Here is a 21,266-nt window from a genome sequence, read left to right on the forward strand (position 1 = left end):
GCACCAAAGGCTACGGATCCGGGGGATTATCTGTCTGCGATTCCCGCCGCGGAGGGCTTCGGCAGACTGGTCCTCATGCAGATCCCATTCGCCGATGCGGTGCTCAACCGGTTGGGCCGCCGCGAGGCCGGGCTCGAAGTCATCGAGGAGATCGAGGACGAGGCCGTCGACACCCCCGATGCCGCTGACCTGCTGTCGGCCGAGCCGGCGCTGCTGCTGCAACGGATGGAAAACCGGCTCATCCGCCACCACCTGGCCAACCCGGAGGTGTTGAGTATCGAGGAGCTGCGCCGGCTGCGCTACATCCTCAACTTCGCCCGGCTCGCCGATTTCGAACCGGGAGCCGCAGGCCCGGGCGGCAGCCGCGGGCGCGGCGACGTCTCGGTGGGCGCCGAAGTCGGGCCGTGGCTGTCTCGGGTCGCCGACACGCTGTACGGGCCGCTGCGCGAGGAGCCGGATCCGATCACCGCGCTGCAGACGGCGCGCGAGGCGCTGGCGGCGCTGGCCGCGGACCAGGACGATCAGCGCTGCGTGCTGATCGAGCGGCACGGCAATGACTTCTCCGCCGCGGAATTGGACGCCGAGGTCGGCTACAAGAAACTCGTCACGGTTCTCGGCGGCGGCGGAGGTTCGGGTTTCGTCTACATCGGCGGCATGGAGCGGCTGCTGGAGGCCGGCCAGGTGCCCGATTACATGATCGGCGCGTCGTTTGGCTCGATCTTGGCCAGCCTGGTGAGCCGGGAGCTGCCAGTGCCGGTCGAGGAGTACATCGCGTGGGGCAAAACAGTGTCCTACCGTGCCATCCTCGGACCGGAGCGGCTGCGCCGCCGCCACGGCCTGGCCGGCATGTTCGCACTGCGCTTCGACCATTTCGCCCACGCCATGCTCACCCGCGAGGACGGTGAACGGATGCGCATGTCGGACTTGGCAATTCCGTTCGACGCCGTGATCGCCGGGGTGCGCCGCCAGCCGTATTCGGCGCTGCCGGCACGGTTTCGCCGTCCCGAATTGGCCGCACTGCAGTTGCGGTCGCTGCCGTTTCGCCCGATCGGTATCGGCGCGCAGGTGGCTGCCCGGATGTGGCAGGTGGCCGCCTTCATCGACTTGCGCGTCGTCAAGCCGATCATCATCGGCGCCGACGAGCCGGAGCGCGACTTCGACGTCCTCGACGCGGCGTCGTTCTCGTCGGCCATTCCCGGTGTGCTGCACCACGAAACCAGCAACCCGCGGATGATCCCGATCCTCGACGCCCTCTGCGAAGAAAAGGACGTCGCGGCTCTGGTCGACGGCGGCACGGCCAGCAATGTCCCGATCGAACTGGCGTGGAAGCGGGTGCGCGACGGACGACTGGGCACCCGTAATGCGTGCTACTTGGCGTTCGATTGTTTTCACCCGCAATGGGATCCGCGACACCTGTGGCTGGTGCCGATCACTCAGGCGATCCAGTTGCAGATGGTGCGCACTGTGCCGTACGCCGATCACCTCGTTCGTTTCTCGCCGACGCTGTCGCCGGCGAACCTGGCGCCCTCTGCCGCGGCCATCGACCGAGCGTGCCGGTGGGGACGCAACAGTGTCGAGGAGGCGATCCCGGTGACGACGGCGCTGTTGGAGCCGACGTGGTGGGAGGGCGACGGCCCGCCCGCTGCTGGGACCGCGACGCGTGCCAGGTCGGTGGCGTCGCCGATGAGCGCGGTCATGGCTGCGATTCAGGCTCCTTCCAGCCGCTTCGCGCGCTGGCGAGACCGCCTGACGTGACCATGATGGCCCCACCAGGCTGGACGCTTCCTGGTAGCGCTACCGTTCTTCCCACAACGCCGGCAGGCTTCCGCGAAATGTCAACGCAGCGCGTGCGGGAAGGACGCATGTACCGGTTCATCACGTTCGCCGTTCTCGGTATCGTCGCAGCGCTCGCCGGTGTGGCCACGGCGCTCATCTCGTGGGCGTGGTTGGCGTTGGCGCTGCCCGCGGCACTGTTGTTCGCTGTCGGGGTTTACGACCTGATCCAGCCGTGGCATTCGGTTTTGCGCAACTACCCGGTGCTGGGGCACATGCGCTATCTGCTGGAGGCACTTCGGCCCGAATTGCAGCAGTACTTCATCGAGCGCAACTTCGACGGCCGCCCCTATGACCGCGAACGGCGCTCGATCATCTACGAACGCGCCAAGGGCACCCACGGCGAGCAGGCATTCGGCACCGAACGCGACATCGAGGAAGTGGGCTATGAGCACCTCGCGCATTCGGTGGCGCCGGCGCCGCTGCCCGACGAGCCCCCGCGCGTGCGGGTCGGCGGCCCGGACTGCAGCCGCCCCTACTCGATGGCGCTGCTCAACGTCTCGGCAATGAGCTTCGGCGCGTTGTCGGCCAACGCGATTCGCGCGTTGAACAAAGGGGCCGCGCTGGGCGGGTTCGCCCACGACACCGGGGAGGGTGGTCTGACTCCCTATCACCTGGAAAACGGTGGGGATCTGGTCTGGGAGATCGGCTCGGGATATTTCGGGGCCCGCACCGCTGACGGCCATTTCGATCCGCAGCAGTTCGCCGACAAGGCCGCCCACCCCCACGTCAAATGCGTGTCCCTCAAACTCAGTCAGGGCGCCAAGCCCGGGATCGGCGGTGTGTTGCCGGCGCCGAAGGTCAGCGACGAGATCGCCGCCTACCGCGGTGTTCCGGCGCACCAGAAGTGCGTCAGCCCCGCCTTCCACTCGGCGTTTTCCACTCCCCGTGAGCTGATTCGGTTTATCGCCCGCATGCGTGAGCTCGCCGACGGCAAACCGACGGGTTTCAAACTGTGCGTGGGCACCCGCACTGACATCCTGGCGCTCTGTAAGGCGATGCTCGCCGAGGGAACAGCCCCGGATTTCATCATCGTCGACGGCGCCGAGGGCGGCACCGCGGCCGCGCCCCTGGAATACGAAGACCACGTCGGGTTGCCGCTCACCGACGGGTTGATGACGGTGCATAACGCGTTGGTGGGCACCGGCTTGCGCGACAAGATCAAGCTGGGCGCCAGCGGAAAAGTCGCCGGTGCCACCGACGTTGTCAAACGGCTCATCCAGGGCGCCGACTACACCAATGCTGCGCGCGCCATGATGATGGCCGTCGGCTGCATCCAGGCGCAGCGCTGTCACACCAACACCTGCCCCGTCGGCGTGGCGACCCAAGATCCCAAGCGGGCGCGGGCGCTGAATGTGGCCGACAAGAGCGTGCGCGCGCAGCGCTATCAGCAGGCGACCGTGCATCAGGCGATGCAGATGATCGCCTCCCTCGGCGCCCACGGGCCCGACGAACTCGCACCGCACATGCTGCGCAAGCGAATCGCCCCGTCCATCGTGCGCTCCTACGCCGAACTCTATGAGTGGCTCGAACCCGGCCAGCTGCTTTCCGAGCCCCCCGAAACGTGGGCCGCGGCCTGGTCGGCGGCCAGTGCCGACACGTTCGTGCCGACCGTGCGCAGTTGACGCAGGTTCGGGGTTGTTCATAACAGACCTGTTATGATAAAGGGGTGAGTTCCTACGGTGGGGATCTGATCCGCGAGGCGCGTCGGCGGGCCGGGCTGACCCAAGCCGAGTTGGCGACGCGGGCCGAGACGTCCCAGCCGGGAATTGCGCGTTGGGAGTCCGGCCGCACGGCGGTAAGCCTCGATGACGTGCTTCGCCTGGTGCGGCTGTGCGGCTTCGACCTCGAGGTCATGCTGGTGGCGCGCGACGACAGCGACATGGCTCAGGCGGCGCGGCTCGCCGACCTCACTGGCCAGCAACGCCTGGATCGGCACACGCGATTAGCGCGGCAGCTGAGGGCAGTGCGCGGCTGACATGGAACTCGATCTGGCCCGGCTGTTGGAGGTACTCGACCGACACCACGTGGTCTACGTGCTAATCGGGGGGCTCGCGGCGGTCTACCACGGCTCTCCGTTTCCGACAGAGGATATGGACATTGCGCCGGACACCGATCGGGCGAACTTGTCCCGACTGATTTCCGCACTCGCTGAGCTCGGTGCACGAGTGCGCACGGAGTCTGTGCCGGCGGGTCTGCCGTTCTCCGTCGATGTCGATTCATTGGCGGCCGTGCAGATGTGGAATCTCACGACCACTGCCGGTGATCTCGATCTGTCGTTCACACCGGCAGGGACTGATGGTTATGCAGATCTGCGAAAGGACGCGATCGTGGTGGAGCTGTACGGGGTGTCGGTTCCGGTCGCCTCGCTGGCCGACGTCGTTCGGTCGAAACAAGCGGCGAACCGTCCTAAGGATCAGCGTGTGCTTCCCACGCTCCGCAAGCTCCTTGCCCGGCGGGCCTAATCGGCGTACAGATCAAGCTCGTTACAGTCCGAGCGCGGCGCGCAGCCGACCGACGTCCATGCTGCCGCGGCTCGCCGCACCGGCCGGAAAACTGTCGAGCAGCTTGATCAGGTCGCCGCGCCGGGTCGGGTCGTCGGCGGCCTGCCGCGGGGTGTGGCCGCTGAGCGCGGGGATGGGCTGATCGAGCCACTTGGTCTCGTAGTCGCGGATGTATTCGTCGAGGGCGGCTGCTACCTGAGGATCGTCAGGATCAAGTCCGTCCTCATCGGTATCTGGCAACAGCTTGGCCAGATCAAGCTCCCGGGTGTCGTCGAGCACCGACATCGCCGGGTCGAGACGTGCCAGCGTGGCCAGCACGCGGTCCATCCGCTTCTCACTGTTGGTCTCGACCCGCAGTGCGTCGCCGTCGAGCAACAACGTAGCCCGAATCCGTTGTGTCCCATGAGTAGTGATGTGCTCGAACCACCGCAGTTCGTCACGATCGGCCCTGTCGTAGGTGTCGTCGAGCGTGGCCTCGATCCCGGCGGGGTCGCCGATGCGCACGGTGGCCTCGCACAGCGCCAGCGGATCGCCCTCGGTGTTGGTCAGCGTCGGTGGCGCGAACCGCCGGCTCAACTGCGCCACCAGCTCTACCGGGTCGGGCTCGCTGTCGAGTAGCTCGATCAGTGCGTCGCGCTCATGCAGCGCAACGGGTTCCAGCCCGCCGAAGATTTGCATGCTGTCTCCGGCTGGCACCACCCGCATGCATACCAGCTGCCCTGGTTTCAGCTGGCGGCTGGCCGTCCGCTCCCGCACCTCGTGGGTGTCGCCGGTACGCACGTCGCGCACGGTGAGGCCCTGCCCCGGGTGCACCTGCTCGATCTCGAAGACAGACCGTTCCGCCAGCAGCCATTGCTCGGCCAGCGCCCGCTCGTCGTCGGGCAGCAGTGACCCGCGCAACTCCAGGAACTCCGCGAACGCGCCGCCCTCGAAGAGCACGGCGTCGAGCACCAGCGGATCGCCCAGTATGTCCGGGTCGTCGTCGTATCGGAAGCGTTCATAGCTCACCTCGACCAGCAGGTCGTCCCAGCCGCAGAGCAGCGCGTGCTGGATGGCTTTGGCGTATAACCAGCTGGCGCGCTCGACCAGTGGCAGCTCTTCGTGTCCGAGATGGCATTTCTTGTACTTGCGGCCAGAACCGCACCAGCACAGTTCGTTTCGACCAAGATCGCGGCGGGACTCAGCGCGGTAGCGCTGTAGCAGTTCCACCAGCGGGTGGTCCGGCTCGGCGCCGGCTCGGCGCAGCAACGCCAACCCGCGCTCGGCGTCGCCGCGATCGGAGGCAATGCGTGCCAGATCGAGCAACGGCAACGGCCACTCGACATCCATCGACTCGGCGGCCAACAGCTCGCGTTCGGCAGCGTCGATGTCGCCGAGCCGCTCCAGCGCCACCGCGCGCAGCCAGCGCCACGCCACCCGCGCCGCGGGCGGCACCTTAGGTTCCAGCAACTCCGCGAACACGCCCAGCGCCGCTGCCCGGTCGCGGCTGTTCCCGACCGTCTCGTCCAGCAGCACCTCCGCCAGCTCCGGGTCGACAAGTACGCTTCCGAGCTCACCCACCAGACCGGCGGCCCGGTCGAGTTCTGGGCCCGCCACGCTTTCCCGAGCTGCGGTCAGCGCGCCCTCCAGCGGCTCGCCCTCGCTGGCGGTAACCACCAGCAACAGCGACACCTCGCTGTACAGCTTGATCAGCGTGTACAACGCGAATGCGTCGTCGGGGTCGAGTTCGTGTCGCTCAGCGAGCCGCGCACTCCCGCGTTCGAAATCCCAACGCCTGAAATCGAATCCACCGGGCGCGAGCCACTCGCCGCGAAGCGCTAGACCGTGGTCGTCGATGATCTCGCTCAGCGGCGGCGACGGCTCGGTGAACAGCACCGGATCCGCAACGCACGCCGTCCACACCGCCATGTCGACGAACGTGGGCTCGTCAGCGTCCAGCGTTGCCGCCAATGCCGGGCCGGCCGCGGTCGGCCCGACCGCCGTGAGTCGCTCGAGCGCAAGACCCTCTGCGGTCAGCCGCACCCCGACCAGGTCTCCGTCGGCCGCCCCCAGCGCCGCCAGCGTGCCCGCCTCCAGCAGCAGCACCGGAGACGCGTCGGCCACCTCGACCGGGATATCGCGCTGCTCGAGCAACTCATCGTCGTAATCGGCCACCACCAGCTGTGCTGTCGACCCGTCGACGAACCTCCGGTACTGCGTGTAGTCGCACAATTCGGTAATCGCGCCCAGGTCCGGGGTCACCGTGAGTATGTCGTAGGCGGTCTCGTCGGCGCCGAGCCGGTGGGTAAAGACTCGCCCGGCGAGCACCGTCGGCAGCCATACCCAGCGATCATCGACCAACTGCTTTGTCGGCCACTGCATTTCCATGTAAGCCGGCTTCGGTAGGTCCGGCTCGGCCACGCCGGCTTCCCGCAGCCGTTGCGCAAGCTCGTCGGTGTGCAAGGGACCGTGCTCGACCAGAATTCGTTCCAGGCCCGGGACCGGGTCGACCGTCTCCGTCACGGCGACCACCCTATGCCGTGCTGACCGGGTCGCGCACTCCATCGCCGGGCACGCACAGTGGGTGACTGGATCGTGTCGGCACCTAGGCCACAGACTCTGCCTAGTCGACGCGAAATCTCCCGACCGCGTCGCAAGGGTTCAGGGGAACGGCGTGGGTAATAGGGCGAACGTCATCATCGTCAACGATCAGGATTGGCAGCTTTATTACTCGCACTGGGCGGGCTGCCGCATGTTGGACGCGCTGGTCGCCGGGCCGGCGTTCGCGGTGCGGTATGCGCAGTCGCTACGGCGCTGCCCCAAGAATGAGTGTGCTCGCCGCGGTATGGCGCGACTATGCGATCGGTTGGGCCTACGACGGAAGCGCTGAACTGGCTGGATATGTCGGAGCCGATCTGCCGCGGCAGGCGCGGGACGGGCTACCCGAGCTGCGACTCGCCCGCGACCGAAATGCACTGTGTCATCTGGTTTCCCTAGTGGATGCGGATGGCAGACTTCGGCTTTGGCCGCTGTGGTGGCATCTCAGTCAGGCATGGCATGGGCCCGCTCTGATAGAGAGGCTGCCCGGCTGCGGCGTGGATCCGCGACCGGGTGTTTCAGAGCTTCTCGGACAGTCCGGCAGGGCAGGTTCTCAAACTCGCCGAACTGTTGGCCCCTGTCAAACCCGGTCTGGTGGTCAGCGACGACGCTGTGTCCGATTGCGCGGTTCGTCCGCGGACGGCCGAGTGGGCGCGCTTCGTCGAGGCGTGCCGTTCGTTGCGAAGCGGTCGCGCTGAGTCGGCCTGAAACCGGTGCAACGGGATCGAGCATCTCCGCATCATGATGCAGAGATGCTAGGATTTGGCGTGCGCACCACTATTGACCTCCCAGCGGACCTGCACAAACAGGCGCTCGCGATTGCGCGGGACACCCGCCGTAGCCTGAGTGAAACGGTCGCCGACCTCATCCGACGCGGCCTCAAAGCCGGCAGCACCACCGCGACCGCCACAGACCCCAGGACCGGGTTGCCTCTGGTGAGCGTCGGGACCGTGGTGACTTCCGAGGACGTGCGCTCCTTGGAGGATGAAGAGTGACTGCGCTGCTCGACGCGAACGTGCTCATCGCACTGGTCGTCAACGAGCACGTGCATCACGACCCGGCCGCGGAATGGTTATCGGCATCCGGCACAGGATTTGCGACGTGCCCGATCACACAAGGAAGCCTGGTCCGATTCCTGCTGCGCAATGGGCAATCCGCAGCAGCCGCGCGAGATGTCGTCAGCGCAGTCGAGAGTGCGGACCGTCACGAATTTTGGCCTGACAATATTTCTTTCGGCGACGTCGAGTTCGGTGGCGTGGTCGGCCACCGGCAGGTCACCGATGCTTACCTGGCTCAGCTCGCACGAAGTTGGGAAGGGCAACTGGCCACTCTCGATAGCGGGCTGGCACACCTGCACAGCGATGTCGCGGTACTTATCCCCACCGCGTTTTGATGCCCAGTTTGCCGCTGAAAGTCGCGTGGTCGCCGATGCGTCAGTACGTGCCACCGTCGGCGCCGCGCCCGGCGTGCTCACGCCACTTGCGCCAGCCACGCTGCGCAGCGAACGCGCCGACGACGGCGGTCACGCACCACACCGCTATCGCCGCATAGGCCAACGGCGCTGACCGATCCGCAATCGAGGCCCCCAGCGCGGTGTAGACGAACGCCCGCGGCACCGAGCCGATAAACGCCCCGACGGCCATCTGCCACAACGGAACTCCGAACGCCCCGAATGCATAGGAGGCGAGCGCGTCCGAGATCCCGGGGATGAAGCGCTGGCCGACGACGGCCCACAATCCGCGTCGTTCGATCAGCGCGTCGACGCGGTCGGCGCGTGTCGTTCCCAGCAGAGCCCGTGCGCTTTCTCGTCCAGCCCGGCGACCAACCAGGCTCGCGACGATCGCGGTCCCGACCGTCGCGCCCAGCGTCACGAACACACCGGCCACCGGACCGAACAGCACCCCGCTGCCCGCGGCCAGCACCGGGCCGGGCACGAACAACGCGCCAAGGACCGCCGATGCCAGCACATAGGTTAGCGGCGCCGCCGGCCCCGTCGCCGAGACCGCGCGCCGCATCTCCTCCACATCGATGACTCGCTTGACCGCTACGAGGTAGAACAGCACCAGGAGGAAGACCGCGAACACGGCGAGACGCACGATGTGGGGTCGCCGCGATGTCAGGGCGGAGGTGTCGTCCATGGTGACCGTGATTCTTCCGCATCGACGTCGGCGAGCGCGCAAAGCCGTCGCAACTGTCCTGCTTACCCTCGCCACGGCGTCCTCAGGCTGTACCGCGCACCCAACGGTAAGCGGCACGGACGCCACGCAGGCGCCGAACACCGCTCCCACTCACGACTTCCCGACAGTCGCCAAGCTGATCAACGATGCGATTGCGGCTGAGCGGCTGCCCGGTGGGGTGGTGGTGATCGGACACGCCGGCAACGTCGTCTTCCATCGGGCTTTTGGCTCACGCAAGCTTGCCGGCGAACCGGGGCTGGACGGATCGCCCGCACCTGCCGAGCCGATGACCGAGGACACAATCTTCGACCTCGCATCGCTGACCAAGCCGCTGGCAACGGCGACTGCGGTCATGCAGCTGCACGAACAAGGCAAGGTCGCGTTCGACGATCCCGTGCAGAAGTATTTGCCTGACTTCAACACGGCGAACGATCCGCGGCGCGCACAGGTGACGCTTCGCATGTTGCTGACCCACACATCGGGCGAACCGATCGACGTCAATCTCACAGACCCATGGGGATTGGATCGAGCGGATAGGCCAGAGGGCATTCATCGTGCGCTCACCACGCCGCTGCAGTCGGTTCCGGGTGAGGCCTTCGGTTACTCGGACATCAACTTCATTCTGCTGGGCGCGCTGCTCGAGAAACTCACCGGTGAGCCGGAAGATGTTTACGTTCAACGCCACGTATTTGGGCCGCTGGGCATGGCAGACACCCGCTATCGTCCACCCGCCGACCTGTTGCCGCGCATCGCGCCGACTGCGATGGACGACGGCCATCTGCTTCGGGGTACCGTGCATGACCCGACGGCGCGCCGCATGGGCGGAGTGGCCGGCAACGCCGGAGTTTTCTCGACGGCCCACGATGTCAGCGTCTACGCGCAGGCGCTGCTGGATCGGCTTGCGAACCGCCCCAGCGCTTTCCCGCTGACACAGGCGACTCTGGAGTTGATGACGACTCCGCAGCAGCCCGGGCACACGACCCGACAAGTCGACGCAGCCAACGCTGCTTTCCGGCAAGCCCGGAACTATCCAGCGATCAAGGGGCAGAACCTGTTCGGCCTCGGCTGGGATATCGACACGCCCTACTCCATGCCGCGCGGCACGATCTTTCCCATCGGCAGCTTTGGCAATACCGGCTTTACCGGAACCTCGCTGTGGATCGATCCAGGCTCAGACACCTACGTGGTCCTGCTCTCGAACGCAATCCATCTGCGCGGCAGTACACCGATCTCGGATCTACGCGGCGAGGTGGCGACGGCGGCAGCCCAGGCCCTCGGCCTGACGTAGGGTCGGAGCGTGGCGAGAACCGATAACGACACCTGGGAGATCACTGAGAGCGTGGGCGCGACGGCGCTGGGCGTGGCGGCGGCGCGCGCGGCGGAAACCGAGAGCGACGACCCGCTGATCAGTGATCCGTTTGCGCGGGTTTTCCTGGATACCGTCGGCGACGGGGTGTGGAATTGGTATTCCGCGCCGGAGTTGCCAGCCGAGGTCGTGGAAGCCGAACCCGAGTTGCCGCTGCGGCAGCAGGGCTTGGTCAACTATTTCGCTTCGCGGACCAAGTTTTTCGACACGTTCTTCCTCGAAGCCACTAGTGCGGGCATTCGCCAAGTGGTGATCCTGGCCGCCGGTTTGGACTCGCGGGCCTGGCGGTTGCCGTGGCCGGACGGCACGACCGTCTACGAGCTCGACCAGCCCAGGGTGCTGGACTTCAAATCGTCGACGCTGGCCCAGCACGGCGCGCAGCCGACCTGCAGTCGGGTCGGTGTCCCGGTGGACCTGCGCCACGATTGGCCAACCGCGTTGCAGCAGGCCGGTTTCGAGGCATCGGCGCCGAGCGCCTGGTCGGTTGAGGGGCTTTTGATGTACTTGCCGGCCGCGGCGCAAGACCTGCTATTTGCCCGCGTTCAAGAGCTCACGGCCGTAGGCAGCCGGATCGGCGTCGAAGCGCTCGCACCCAACTTCGCCGACCCCGACGCGATTGCGCAACGACGTGAGCGGATGGAGCGCGTCCAGGCGTTGATGGCCAAGGCGGATCCGCAGCGTGAGGTTCCGCGCAGCGACAAGCTGTGGTACTTCGAGGAACGCGAAGACGTTGGCGACTGGTTGCGCAGCCACGGCTGGGAAGCGACCGTGACGCCGACCGAAGAGTTGCTGGCCGGCTATGGCCGCGAACCTGCCAAGGACCTCGAGCAGGCCGCTCCGTGGAACTTGTTCGTGTCTGCGCAGCGGGCCTCGTGAACGACGGTGCGCCCACACGCCTCGGCACTACGGCCGCTGAGGCGATGGCCCTGCTCATCGAGGCGGTGGAGCAAATCCCTTCGGAGAGTTGGGATCAGCCGTCCAATCTCGATGGCTGGAGTATCCGGGACTTGGTGGGTCACGTCACTGGCAGTGCAGCCAAGATCGTGACGCTGGTCGAGGGCGAGGAGGTGTGGCAGTCGCCCTCCCAGCCGGATGACTGGACTTTAGAGGACCCGGCAGCGCGGCTTCGCGAGCTGGCTGGCCGGTTGCAGGACATCTTGCCAGGCGCGGACCTGGAGGCGACGCGGCCGTCGCCGCAGGGCGAGGTGCCGCTGCACCGCGCGCTGGCTTTCCCCGTAGCCGACCTGGCGATGCATAGCTGGGATGTGTACCGCTCACAGGGACGACTGATCGAGCTGCCGGACGGAGTGTTGGGGTTCTGCCGCCAATTGGTGGACTCGGTGCCCGACGAGATGATGCGACTTCCGGGCAGGTTCGGGCCGGCCCAACCCGCGCCCGAGGATGCGACACCGACTACCCGGCTGATGGCTTTTCTCGGGCGCTCGGTCGATCTCGGCTGACAAGTGGCGCTACCGCTTAACAGGTCTCGGTCCTCCGGCACCGCGAAATCGGTACCCACGGCGACCGACCCTGGCGATCGTGGTGTTACACGATCAGCACGCGCAGGTCGCGCGGCGCGGAGCCAGAATCTTGTCCGAGAATGTGGAACGCCGTCCGCATCGCGGCGTCGCCCTGACTGATATAGCGCGCCGCTCGCGCCAAGCCTGGGCCATCGTGGGTTTGCGTTGCCGAGATGCAGTACGGAAGCCCGAGATCGTAGTTAACAGCTGCCCGTTGCAGCGCGTTGGTCAGCACCGGCTCCGGGCTCGGCAGCTGTCGATGCAGATTCGCGACGGCGCCCACGGCGTTTTGGCAGGCCGCGCCGGTCCCGGGGATGTCGTGTTCAGCTGCGGCCGCGGCGATGTTGTTTCGAGCGGTGACCAGATCGTTGATCGACCGCTCGGATTCGGCGAGCCATGCGCCCATCGTCACGCGAACCGGCGGAGCCGATGCGCTCGACAGCGGGGTCGCAGCGCTTTCCGTTGAAACCGGTTGCCCAGTCGACCATCTGTACAGCATCCACGCCGACACCGCGACGGTGACGATCAACAACACGACGCTTCCCGTCGTCGCGATCTGTTGATCGCGTTGATACCTACTCGTGGCGTGAAGACTGGCTGTGGCCATGGCTGGCTTCCCTAGCTTTTTCGGCACGGTTGATCGCGGGGCGAAGACCTGCCCTCCTGCCGGGGTTCGACCGGCCAGGATCTACGACCGCGTGCTGTGCGTACCCACTCCTTCGGCGGCTAATCCTCGTATGTTCAATAAGCGGCTGGTCACATCAATCACAGGCGTACCTAGAAGTTGAGGTGTCCGTTATGCCCGCCTTTGAGCGACAAAGCGTTGCCGGCCTTCGTTTGTCGCTGATAGCCGGGCCCTCTCAAACAGCGTCATTTGCCATAACCGGTGTGGCTGGTAAGACGCCAGTGTCACGAGTGTCAGAAGTGTCAGCTTCGCCACTCGTCCGACCACGTGCGACGCCGGTTTGTCGCTGCGAGGCGGGCGCTTCGCCGATACCAACCCACGCGGTGACCTGTGTGACAGATGTTACGTTTGCAACCGTTTTCGCAAACCCGTTGCGCGGATCGCTCGCCGCTCGATTGCAGCGCGTACCGAAGCCTCGGTCCCGACCACGCGCACCTTTCGTTTCGCGCGAGTCAGCGCGGTGTAGAAAAGCTCCCGAGTCAACAACCGCGACTCCTCCGAGGGCATCAGAACTGTCACCTCGTCGGCCTGGCTGCCTTGGGATTTGTGGATGGTCATCGCGTGCATGGTCTCGACGTCGGACAGTCGGCTGGTCGAAAAGTCCAGTGGCCCCGCGGCACTGGCGATGACGGCGCGCATGCCATCAGGGCTCGCGACCACCACACCAATTTCCCCGTTGTAGACCCGCAGCCCGTAGTCGTTGGCGGTCACCAGCAGCGGGCGTCCGGCGTACCACTCCGACCAGGGCGGCAGGCCGGTCTCCTCCGACAGCCACTTTTCCACCTGACGGTTCCACTGCGACACGCCATACGGTCCGTGGCGATGCGCGCACAGCAATCGATGCTCATCGAGCGTGCCCAGCGCAACTTCCGAGGCGCCCAACAGGGCGGCCTCTCGCGTTCGCAGCGCATACGGGACGAGCACGTCGCGCAACAGCGCGGTCGGGTCCTCGGACTCGATCCACTCGACGTGCTCGCCGCCCGCCCGCAGCAGCTCGATCACCCGATCTGTGTCACCATCACGGGTTGCGGCGGCCAACGCGCCGATCGACTCACCGAATCGGTGTGACGTCTGCAACGAGGCCACCTGCACGTCGGCGCGCGCCGACAGACCGTCCACCAGGTCAGCCAGCACAGCCCCGGCCTCCACCGACGCCAACTGGTCGGCGTCGCCGACCAGAACCAGCCGGGTGCCCGGCCGCACCGCCTCCAGTAGTCGCGCCATCATGGTCAGCGACACCATAGACGTCTCGTCGACCACAATCACATCGTGCGGCAACCGATTTCCGCGATCATGCTTGAACCTCGACGACGTGTCGGGTCGGCTGCCCAACAGACGATGCAGAGTCATCGCCCGCAGTTCGCCCAGCCGTACCCGGTCCGCCTCGTCCAGCTTGGCCACCTCATGCGCGACGGCTTCCTGCAGTCGCGCAGCGGCCTTACCCGTCGGCGCTGCCAAGGCGATCCGCGGCCGCGAGGCGTCGCCGGCCTCAGACTGCTCGGCCGCCAGCGCCAGCAATCGGGCAACGGTGGTCGTCTTCCCAGTGCCCGGACCGCCGGTCAGCACCGTGATGGCTTGCGCCAGTGCGATGCGCGCCGCCGCGCGCTGCTCCTCGAAACCCGCGGGGAAAAGCCGCTCGAAGGAGGGCACTGTGGCCGTCGGCGTGGACTGCAGCAACGCGAGCAGGTCGTCGCATACCTGCTTTTCCTCGAGCCAGTACCGATCCAGGTAGAGCAGATCGCCGAGCAGTCGTAGCACTGCCGGCTCACCACAGAGCGGCGACGCGCGCACCGCCGTCATCCAGTCTTCGGCGTCGGGCCACGGTAGGTCAGCGATACCGACCTGCGCTTCCACATCGCGCAGATCCACGCACACCGAACCGCCCCGCACTGCGCGCACCACCACCGCGACCGCCAGCGTCACCTGCTCGTCAGTTTCGCCGGCGAGCGTGGTGAGGCGTTGCGCCACATGAATATCCGCAGCTGCGAAGACGCCGGACTCGTTGAAGATCCGCAGCAATCCGGCCGCCGCCACTGCCTCCACTGTCACGCGGCGGGCCTCCCCGCATCGAGCAGATCCGACAGCGCCACCACCAGCTCGGTGGGCGGTCGCCAACTGAACACCCCGCCGCCCGGAGTGTCGGCACCGCACATGCCGCGCACGAACAAATACAGCACGCCGCCGAGATGCACAGCCGGGTCGTAGCCCGGCTGCCGCCACCGCAGAAACCGGTGCAGCGCAGCCACGTACAACAATGCCTGCAGTGGATAGTCCGAGTGCAGCATGGCATCGGCCAAGCGGCGAGGCGTGTAGTCGGACGCGGCGTCGCCCAGATAATTGGTCTTGTAGTCGACCACCAGGTACCGGTCGGCAACACGTAACACCACGTCAACCGAGCCGGTCAGGTATCCACGCAACGACTGGTCAGCAAGCGGGGGTCCCGTCAACCGGTCGGCATAGGGCGCCAGCGGATCATCGGCCGACAGGTGCTCGCGCAGCAATGTTCCGATATCCGCCAACCGAATATCGGGCGCACCCGATCGCAGGTCCCCACCGGCCAGCGGGAACTCGAAGTCCAATTCCCGCAGGCGATCCCGCAGTCCGATCTGTCGCAGCGTCAAACCGTTGGCCAGCGGCCCCAACGGTGTGTCGTGCATCGGCACCATCGCCGTGGCCAGCACGTCCGGAGCCGCATCGACCGGCCACCATACCGAATGGCGCCGGATCTGCGACTCCAACTCGGCGGCAAGGTCCGCCGCGAACGGGTCAGCCGTCTCCAACACCGCATGTACCAGCGTGCCGAACTTTGCACCCCTTGGCAGATCTGCCATCGGCGACGGTATGTCGGGCCCGGATGCGGCCTCGCCCAACGGAATATCGCCGGTCTCGTCGTCGAGCTCAGTGACCTCCGGTTCGCTGCTGACTCCGGTGGTTTCGGCCACTCGGATCAGGCCCGAGTAGGAGGTACGCCGCCATGTGGTGTCGATACGGCGGTGGAAGTGGCGGTTGTCGAGGTCCGACGGTATCGGCTCGGGCCGCATCGAGGGTGCCCGGGCCACTACCGACTGCTCGATCACCGGACCGCCGGCGGCCTCCCACTCGCGCAGCCGGGCCATGGCATCGTCGTCGGAGATTTTCGCGGGCTCACACCGGTCGGGTACTAACGACTCACCCGGCCGGCGACCACGCAGCAGCCGCGACAGGCCGCCGTTGGGCTCGTGCCAAGCCGGTGACCACCATGCCACCACCTGCGACTGCGCGCGGGTCATCGCAACGTAGGTCAGTCGGCTGTCGTCGCTGGCGTCTTCCCGGCGGCCGAGTTTCTCGACCGTGTGGAAGTCCGGGCTGTCCTTGCCGCCGATGTGCAGGCAACGCACGCCCTCGTCGTGAAACAACACCACATCGCGGTCCTGAGTGCTGCGGTTGAACGCGAAGGGCAGATACACGATCGGGTATTGCAGGCCCTTGGCCGCGAACACTGTCATGATTTGTACAGCGGCGGCGTCGCTGTCGAGTCTCCGGTTGCGTTCGGTTGCGCCGCTGCGTTCTTCGCGTTGGGTGCGCAGCCAGTCGCGCAGACCCGGCAAGCCCAACCGCTCGCGATGCGCGACGTCCTGCAGTAACTGCGTCATGTGGGCCAGGTCGGTCATGTGGCGCTCGCCGCCTTGCCAGGACAGGATGCGATCACCCATGCCCTGCAATTGCGCGGCCTCGAAGATGGCCGCGACCCCGCGCTCCCGGGCATGCCCGGCCCATTCCCGCAGCGAATCGGCGACCCGATCGGTCAGTGCATCACCCCCGGCGGTCAACGATTCCGCGGTTTCGCCGAAGAACATCGTCGCGGCGGCCGCTCGCACCATTCCGGGGCGATGTGGTTGGTCGAATGCCTCCAGTAGGCAGAGCCAATCCTCGGCGGCATCGGACTTGAACACGTCGGAGTCGCCGGTGTAGACCGCCGGGACGCCCGCATCGCACAGTGCCGCAAAACATGCAGCTGCATCCTTGTGCGTCTCGACGATCACGGCGATGTCGCCGGCACGCAGCGGCCTACCGTCGAACGTCGCTCCGCTCGACAGCAGCGCGCCGATGTCGGCGGCCAGGTCGGCGCCGATATGTCGACGCAGGTCGTCGATCGCCAGATTCTGGATGCCGCTGCGGCCCAACGTCGCTCGTTGCACGACCCGTAATCGGAACGGGTCGCCCACCGGCGCACCCGCTAACCGGTGACCCTGGTGGTGGGCTTCGACATCCTCCACCACGATCGACTCGTGACCCAGTTGGGCACCGCGCAGCACCACCTGCAGCCGCTCGACGAGCGCCGCGTCGCTGCGCCAGTTGGTGCCCAGCGTCTTCTGCTCGCCCGCCGTCTCGGCAGCCCGAAGATACGTCACGATGTCGCCGCCGCGGAACGCATAGATGGCCTGCTTAGGATCACCGATGAGAATCACGGTGGAGCGCCCGCTGAACGCGCGGTCGATCACCTGCCATTGCACCAGATCGGTGTCCTGAAACTCGTCGACCATGACGATCGGCCAGCGTCGGTGCATGCGCAGCCGAGCGGGGGAGTCGTCGGTGGCCAGGGCCGAGGCCAACCGGATCAGCAGGTCGTCGTAGCCCAGGACAGGCCGACGCCGTTTGCGTGTTTCCAGCTCGGCCACAACGTCATTCGCGAAGCCGACGCAGACGGCCGCCCGCGAGCCGGGCTGCGGATCGCGTGGGCGCAACTCCGTCGACGGGTTGTTGACTACCTCGCGCGCCAGCCGCAGCGCGTGGCGATGCAGCAGCACCGGATCGTCGCGCTGTTGGCCGAAGTGCGCCAGGTACAGATCGTCGACGATCTCGGTGACCAGCTCGTCGAGGCTCTCCAACAGCGTGGCATTTGCCGCGGTGTCACCGGCCACGCCGAGCGACTTGAGCACCAGCTGGCAGAACTGGTGCGTGGTGGCGATCGTCGCTGCGTCGAAGCCGGCCAGCGCATCGCGAAGCCGCTGTTGGCGGACCGCGCGCTGATCGTCGGTCCCGTCCAGCAGATACGCCACCAACTGGTTGTCGCCGACGGTTGACGGATTGTCGAAAGCGGTAACGGCATCGGCGATTTGGCCGCGAACCCGCTCACGCAGCTCTTGGCTGGCCGCCCGGCTGAACGTGATGAGCAACATCTGGTCCAGCGTCGCCAGGCCCTCGGCGAGGTAACGGGTCACCAGACCGGCCAGCGCGAAGGTCTTGCCGGTTCCCGCGCTGGCCTGCAGCACCGTGGTGGACCGTTCAGCGGGCAGTGGGCCGCGCAGGTCGAAGCGCTCCATCACGATGGCTTCCTCTCGGCGCGCAGCATCGGCAGCCACAGCCGGGCGGCATACGCGCCGAGCCGGTTGTCTTCGCCGTCGTACTCCTCGCCCGGCCGCAGCGGTTGCATCAGATCGGCCAGCCGCGCGTTTTTGCCCCACGCCCGCACGTGGGCGGGTGCTTGGTCTTCGGCGGGATATCGGTTGGATTTCCACCGGTATTGCGCCTGGTCTACCGGATCGTCACCACAGTGCCGGGCGACCGCCCACGCATAGGAAGTCTTGATCGGCAACGGAATCGGCTCCCGTCGTCCCGCGTCATAGATCGCCACGAGTTCACGCAGTACCTCGACGGCGTCCTCGGGCGGCCAGCCCAGGCCCTCCACCCGCGGAGTGGTGCCCCGCTTGGGGCGCCCGATGCACACTGCCGACCAGTCACGGCTTGGGTCATGAGCGATCAACGCCAGCAACGGAATCCACGACTCGAGCAGATGTTTGCCGTCCAGCTTGGAATAGGTCACCGACACCAGGCGCTCGCCGTACACCGGTGACACCGTGCCGGTGAGCCGTCGCCCCGCGACAAGTTCGATGTCGACGTCGTAGGCCTGCGGGTTGATCTGACGGCGTTCCTGCGCCGCGGTCGCCAGCAGACCGGCCTGATCGCGAATCTCTTTGGCCTTGCGCCAACCCAACTGACCCGGCGGCAGCGTGCCGCGGCGCCACTCAGCCGCCCGTGCCTCATCCGGAGTCATCCCGCGCAGGATGTCGCCCAACATCCGGTCGCCGACCGTCCACTCCTCGAGGCTGTCGATATCCACCGGCATGGCGTCCTGCACACCGTCGACGTCGCGCGGCAGGGTGAATTCCAGCGCTCGGAAAAAGCCCTTCACCGGGTCTTTGAAGAAGCTGACGAGATCGGCGAGGATGACGTCAGCGGCAGGCGGTGGCGGTAGCGGTCCGGAAATGAACTTCGGCTGTTCGCTGCGCTCGCCGGTGGCCACACGCGCCGCCCGCAGCACGGTCGGGTCGAAGGTGAATGGGACGTCCGGCACCAGCTCACCGGGCATCACGTTGCGAACGTCGAAGGGCTGCAACGGATGTTCGACGACGATGCGGTCACGGACCTTGGCCGTCGTGGTCCTGTCGAGGGTGTCGAGCAGTTCAGCCAGCGGCACCGCGGGCGGGCGCGGCTGACCCGAGTATTCGTTGGCCCCGGTGTAGGTGATCACAAGCTTCTCGGTGGCCGCACCGATCGCGTCGAGCAGCAATTGGCGGTCCTCGGAACGGATGTCGCGTTCACCGGTCATCGGGTTGCGCGCCAATGCGTCGTCACCGTCGACGCTGCCCAGACGTGGGAACGCCCCGTCGTCGAGGCCGACCAGGCACACCACCCGGTGTGGCACCGAGCGCATCGGCACCATGGTGCAGACGGTCAGCGTGCCGGTGCGGAAGTTGGCCCGCGTTGGCCGGCCGGCGAGGTGCCGATCGAGCAGCGCCCGGATATCGGGCAGTCGCAAGGCAGTGTCAGCACGAGAACCGGCCTGCTCCAACACCTCCGCGAACTCACGCTGCATCTGGCTGGTCTGCCAGACGTCCGCATCGTCGACATGTGTCAGCAGCGTGATGCCGTGGGTCAGGGCGGCCAGCCACTCGCGTAAGGGACGGGCGCCGGTCAGCGAGTCGACGGTGGACTGCAGCCGGGCGACGAATTCGGCGAACTGGCCGGCCAATTGGACGCGGTTGCTGCTGACGTCGTCGAGGGGCAGCGTGTTGTCGATCCAGGCACGTGAGTCCTCGGACATCGCCACCCCGGCCAATACCCGGTCGATGCCGAATTGCCACGTGTTGTGCACGAAGTCGACGTGGTAGGGCCGACGGTGCTCCTGGTCGAAGCCCCATCGAATGTTGGCCTGGCGAACCCAGCGGGTGACGTTCTCCAGATCGTCATCGGTGAACTCGAAGCCAGCCCTGATCGGCGAGGCTTGCGCGAGGTTAAGCACCTCACTGGCGGTGACCCGGCTACCGGCCAGCGTCAGCAACTGCGCAGCCACACCGAGCAGCGGGTTGGTCTGGAACAGCGAGCGGTCGGCGAGTTTGACCCGCAGGCGGTGCGCAGGATGCGCGCCGTGTACCACGTCGCCGAGCCCGAAGCCGGCAACGATCAGCGGCGCGTACGTCTCGATGTCCGGACACATCACCAAGATGTCGCGCGGCTCCAGCGTGCGGTCGTCTTGCAGGAGGCCGAGCAACACCTCCCGCAGCACGTCGACCTGACGGGCCGGGCCATGGCAGTTGTGCACCTGCACCGAACGGTCGCCGGATTCGAGTTTCCGGCTTCCGGGCCGGACCGCGTTGGCGGCGATATCGGACTGTAGCCAACCGAGCAGAGTATCGGGTTTGGTTGCGCCGGTAAGGTATTCGTCGGACTGCAGATCCGCCGGCAGGCCGCGTTGAAGTTCGCGCAGATCGCGTCCGAGCGTCGCGAGCAGCGGATGATGGGCGTGACGGTGGCTGGTGTCCTCATGACGCGGCACCGAGCCGTGCATACCGCTCAGCGCCTGCCACAACGCATCGCTGGGGTGCGGCAGCCACAGGTGCAGATCGTGGTGGGTGGCCAGCGCTTGCAGCAGCTCGATGTCGGTCGATGCCAGCCGGGTGTGCCCGAACAGCGACAGCCGTGGCGGCAGCTCGCTCGGCCCGTCCTGCAGCCGGGCCACCGTCTTCTGATGCCGCATATGCGGGGGATCGGCGTCGATCGTGGCCACCAGCGCCCGCCACAATTCCGGCTGCCACGCGAGGTCGGCGTCGAGGCCTGTTGCATCGCCGTTCAGCCAGCCGATCAGCAGCTGTGGACGCTGCCGGGCATAAGACGCGAACAAGCCGGCGAGCCGGCGCGCCACCGCATAGCGCCGGCCGCGGCGTAACTCTGCCTCGGCGTCGTCGACATCGAAGTGACCCAAATGCGTTGCCAACGTGCGACACCACGGCTCATCCAACGAGCAGTCGATGACCTCCAGCAGCGGCCAGGTCATCGCCTCCGGCGACCACGGGTCGTCGTCGACGGTGCCGATGATCTCAGCGATCAGCGAGCCCGGGCTGCGAAACTTCACCCCCGCACACACTCCGTCGCCGCCGCGGTCCGCGCCCAGCACGTGCGAGAGCCGCTGACTGAGCCAGCGCTCCACGCCGCGCGCCGGAACCAGCACCAGTTCCTCGGCGAAGGGGTCGGGCAGCGGGTCCGCCAACAGCGCACCGAGTCCGTCGGCCAGCAGGTCGGTGCGTTCGGCACGATGGAGATGTAGCGCCATTGCGGTGCCACCAT

The 21,266-nt window shown here is 66.7% G+C and carries 16 protein-coding genes; 10 read left to right on the forward strand and 6 right to left on the reverse strand.

The window, feature by feature from the left end; translation table 11 throughout:
- Positions 1-75: 75 nt before the first annotated feature.
- The 4 genes from AC5Y5W_RS08755 to AC5Y5W_RS08770 all read left to right on the forward strand — a co-directional run bounded on the left by AC5Y5W_RS08755 (position 76) and on the right by AC5Y5W_RS08770 (position 4,298).
- Positions 76-1,755, forward strand: a complete 1,680-nt coding sequence (locus AC5Y5W_RS08755) for a patatin-like phospholipase family protein (RefSeq protein WP_500009880.1) — start codon at positions 76-78, stop codon at positions 1,753-1,755.
- 107 nt (positions 1,756-1,862) lie between these two features.
- A complete protein-coding gene (locus tag AC5Y5W_RS08760) occupies positions 1,863-3,458 on the forward strand; it encodes an FMN-binding glutamate synthase family protein (RefSeq protein ID WP_500010013.1) in 1,596 nt (531 codons plus the stop codon).
- A gap of 44 nt (positions 3,459-3,502) precedes the next feature.
- Positions 3,503-3,811, forward strand: coding sequence for a helix-turn-helix transcriptional regulator (locus AC5Y5W_RS08765; RefSeq protein WP_500009879.1), 309 nt, complete (start codon positions 3,503-3,505; stop codon positions 3,809-3,811).
- A gap of 1 nt (position 3,812) precedes the next feature.
- Positions 3,813-4,298 (forward strand): nucleotidyltransferase domain-containing protein, encoded by a 486-nt coding sequence (locus AC5Y5W_RS08770; RefSeq protein WP_500009877.1) that lies wholly within the window; start codon positions 3,813-3,815, stop codon positions 4,296-4,298.
- 21 nt (positions 4,299-4,319) lie between these two features.
- Here the strand turns inward: AC5Y5W_RS08770 and AC5Y5W_RS08775 are convergent, their stop codons facing one another.
- Positions 4,320-6,839, reverse strand: a complete 2,520-nt coding sequence (locus tag AC5Y5W_RS08775; protein ID WP_500009876.1) for an SEC-C metal-binding domain-containing protein — start codon at positions 6,837-6,839, stop codon at positions 4,320-4,322.
- A gap of 151 nt (positions 6,840-6,990) precedes the next feature.
- Between AC5Y5W_RS08775 and AC5Y5W_RS08780 the strand changes: the two genes are divergently transcribed.
- The 3 genes from AC5Y5W_RS08780 (at position 6,991) to AC5Y5W_RS08790 (ending at position 8,307) form a co-directional block, all read left to right on the forward strand.
- Positions 6,991-7,206, forward strand: coding sequence for a hypothetical protein (locus AC5Y5W_RS08780; RefSeq protein ID WP_500009875.1), 216 nt, complete (start codon positions 6,991-6,993; stop codon positions 7,204-7,206).
- 475 nt (positions 7,207-7,681) lie between these two features.
- Positions 7,682-7,909 (forward strand): antitoxin, encoded by a 228-nt coding sequence (locus AC5Y5W_RS08785; protein WP_500009873.1) that lies wholly within the window; start codon positions 7,682-7,684, stop codon positions 7,907-7,909.
- Complete coding sequence (locus AC5Y5W_RS08790; protein WP_500009872.1) at positions 7,906-8,307, forward strand: TA system VapC family ribonuclease toxin; 402 nt, start codon at positions 7,906-7,908, stop codon at positions 8,305-8,307. Before AC5Y5W_RS08785 ends, AC5Y5W_RS08790 begins: the two co-directional genes overlap by 4 nt.
- A gap of 40 nt (positions 8,308-8,347) precedes the next feature.
- Here AC5Y5W_RS08790 and AC5Y5W_RS08795 read toward each other — a convergent pair whose 3' ends face one another.
- The gene (locus tag AC5Y5W_RS08795) at positions 8,348-9,052 is read right to left on the reverse strand and encodes a TVP38/TMEM64 family protein (RefSeq protein ID WP_500009870.1); all 705 of its coding nucleotides are present in this window, start codon (positions 9,050-9,052) and stop codon (positions 8,348-8,350) included.
- On the opposite strand from AC5Y5W_RS08795, the gene AC5Y5W_RS08800 reads away from it, so the two are divergent.
- The 3 genes from AC5Y5W_RS08800 to AC5Y5W_RS08810 are packed head-to-tail and all read left to right on the forward strand — an operon-like array spanning position 9,051 to position 11,917.
- A complete protein-coding gene (locus tag AC5Y5W_RS08800) occupies positions 9,051-10,379 on the forward strand; it encodes a serine hydrolase domain-containing protein (protein ID WP_500009869.1) in 1,329 nt (442 codons plus the stop codon). The two genes, AC5Y5W_RS08795 and AC5Y5W_RS08800, sit on opposite strands and share 2 nt — an antisense overlap.
- Positions 10,380-10,388: 9 nt before the next feature.
- Positions 10,389-11,333: a class I SAM-dependent methyltransferase gene (locus AC5Y5W_RS08805; protein WP_500009868.1), complete on the forward strand. Its 945-nt coding sequence runs from the start codon at positions 10,389-10,391 to the stop codon at positions 11,331-11,333.
- Positions 11,330-11,917, forward strand: coding sequence for a TIGR03086 family metal-binding protein (locus AC5Y5W_RS08810; protein WP_500009867.1), 588 nt, complete (start codon positions 11,330-11,332; stop codon positions 11,915-11,917). The genes AC5Y5W_RS08805 and AC5Y5W_RS08810 overlap by 4 nt, the downstream gene beginning before the upstream one ends.
- A gap of 85 nt (positions 11,918-12,002) precedes the next feature.
- Here the strand turns inward: AC5Y5W_RS08810 and AC5Y5W_RS08815 are convergent, their stop codons facing one another.
- The 4 genes from AC5Y5W_RS08815 to recC form a co-directional block, all read right to left on the reverse strand.
- The gene (locus AC5Y5W_RS08815; protein ID WP_500009866.1) at positions 12,003-12,584 is read right to left on the reverse strand and encodes a hypothetical protein; all 582 of its coding nucleotides are present in this window, start codon (positions 12,582-12,584) and stop codon (positions 12,003-12,005) included.
- A 420-nt stretch (positions 12,585-13,004) separates the two neighbouring features.
- Complete coding sequence (gene recD, locus AC5Y5W_RS08820; protein WP_500009865.1) at positions 13,005-14,711, reverse strand: exodeoxyribonuclease V subunit alpha; 1,707 nt, start codon at positions 14,709-14,711, stop codon at positions 13,005-13,007.
- On the reverse strand, positions 14,708-17,965 hold the full coding sequence (gene recB / locus AC5Y5W_RS08825; protein WP_500010012.1) for an exodeoxyribonuclease V subunit beta: 3,258 nt from the start codon (positions 17,963-17,965) through the stop codon (positions 14,708-14,710). Before recB ends, recD begins: the two co-directional genes overlap by 4 nt.
- The gene (gene recC, locus AC5Y5W_RS08830) at positions 17,965-21,252 is read right to left on the reverse strand and encodes an exodeoxyribonuclease V subunit gamma (RefSeq protein ID WP_500009864.1); all 3,288 of its coding nucleotides are present in this window, start codon (positions 21,250-21,252) and stop codon (positions 17,965-17,967) included. Before recC ends, recB begins: the two co-directional genes overlap by 1 nt.
- Positions 21,253-21,266: the final 14 nt, after the last annotated feature.

This window comes from Mycobacterium sp. NGS51 (assembly GCF_059812525.1).